Source organism: Serratia sp. HNCC26DJ244 (genome assembly GCF_057180565.1).
Map to the genome: position 1 here is coordinate 1 of NZ_JBXUGO010000055.1, position 2,043 is coordinate 2,043.

General features: G+C 54.5%; 1 protein-coding gene. It reads left to right on the forward strand.

The genetic code is table 11. The annotated features are described in order from the left end of the window. Positions 1–18: 18 nt before the first annotated feature. Positions 19–2,043 (forward strand): beta strand repeat-containing protein (locus tag AC2A06_RS18475; RefSeq protein ID WP_484381253.1); only part of this gene is annotated, 2,025 nt, incomplete at its 3' end.

Consider the following 2,043-nt stretch of genomic DNA (forward strand, 5'->3'; position numbering starts at 1 on the left):
AGTGGTCAGGGTCTTTATATGGGCTATGACCTTGGCTCGATAGAGTTGTTGGTCAATAGTGCTAATGCCTTGGTGATCGCCACCGATGGGGTCGTAGGGTCTAACAATAATCTGTCGGTTAACCTGTTTGGTACCGGGGGCATTGTACTGGATGGCACCCAGGCTGCGTTAACCATCTCCAACAGCACCAACAGTTACAGCGGTAACACCACCATTCGCGGGGGTACCGTCTTGCTGGGGGCCAGTGGGGCTTTGGGGAGCACCAACTTACTGGCGGTGAACAACGGCAGTACCTTGAACCTCAACAGCTTTAACCAGAGTGTGTCGACCACCACCAATGACGGCACGGTATTGCTGGGTAGCGGTGTGCTCACCAGTGGGGCATTAACCAACAATGGCACCATTAACCTGGGGACCGGTACTTTGGCACTGACCCAGGGGGGGACGTCCAGTGCTACCGGGGGGCTAAGCGGTAATGGGCTGTTGAATCTCCAAGGGGGGACCTTGACAGTGAGTGCCGCCAATGGCGGTTTAACCGGTAATAGCACCATTGCCACCGGGGCGACCCTGGTGTTGAACAGTGCGGGGACCCTGGGCAGCAGTGCGGTGAATGTGGGGGGTAACCTCAATTTTGCCCGTAATGGCAGCTTTGCCAACCAACTCAGTGGTCTCGGCACCATCAATACCCTGGGGGATGTGCAACTCACCGGTAATAACAGTTTTACCGGTAATCATGTCATTGCGGCGAATAGCCGGTTAACCGTCAATGCGGCTAACAATCTGGGGCAGTCAGCAGCGAGAGTGAATTTAACCAGCAACACCTCTGGCCTCGTTTTTAATGGCGTGACAGGGAATGTGGCCAATGCGCTGACCGGGGTAGCGGGCTCGACGGTCACCCTCAGTGCTCTGGCGAATATGTCCCTGTCGGGTAATAACAGTACCTTCAATGGACTCTATGACCTGATTGGCAACAGTACCCTGACCGTGGCGCAGGCTCAGAATCTGGGTAACGGTTCGGTGGCGATGGCCGGTGGCAGTAATTTACTGTTTAGCAATTATGCCAATGGTATTTTGAGCACCTTGGATAATACCCTCAGCGGGGCAGGCACCTGGACGCTGAACGCCAGCCATATCAATCTGACCAATAACAATCGAACGCTGGATTTGAGTGGGTTGCTAGATATCACCAATGGCTCTAGCCTGAATATTGACGGCAGCACGGTGCTCAATACTCTCGCCAGGGTGAATGTGGCGGATACCGGCAGCGATTTGAATATCACCACCACCGGGGCCTTTACCTTCAATAATGGGTTGAGCGGGTTGGGGGATGTCAATGTCAGCACCAACAACACGGCGTTTAATTTTGGTACCGCAGTAGGCAGCGCTTTTGCCGGTACGGTGAATTTACAAAATACCCTGTTTGACCTCATCGGCACCAATACCAGTACGTTAACCCTGGCGACCCTGAACCTGGGGACGGGGAGCTATACCACGGTCGGTAGCAGCAACGTGACCAGCACGGAAAGTGTCGGCAACGTCAGCCTGAATGGCGGCACGCTGAAGTTTTATGGTGATATCCAGGGGCAACGTGCAGATGGCTTGATCACTACCGATGACTTCACCGCCACCGGCGGCATTATTGATCTGGAAAGTCCGGCAATCGTGGCCAATAGTACTGGCAGCGGCTCGCTGCTCAATCAAATGACCGATGGCGATAGCGTGCAGTTGGTGAGTGCCCAAACCGCCAGTGGGGCCGACCAACTGACCTTGCAGATCAATGGCGATGAGGTGGGGCAAAATGTTTCCGACGCCATTGAACAGAATGGCGTGCATGTTGCCAACGGGATTTATGATTACGGCTTGAGCAACAGTGGGGAGAGTGGCGCGGGGTTGTATATGAATTACGCCCTTACCGCCTTGGAGTTGCTGGAAGATGGCGACGATGCACTGGTGATAGCGACCGACGGTTTGCCTGGCTCCAACAACGACTTGCTGGTTAACGTGTTTGGCACTGGCGGTCTTGTACTGGATGGCACCTTGGCC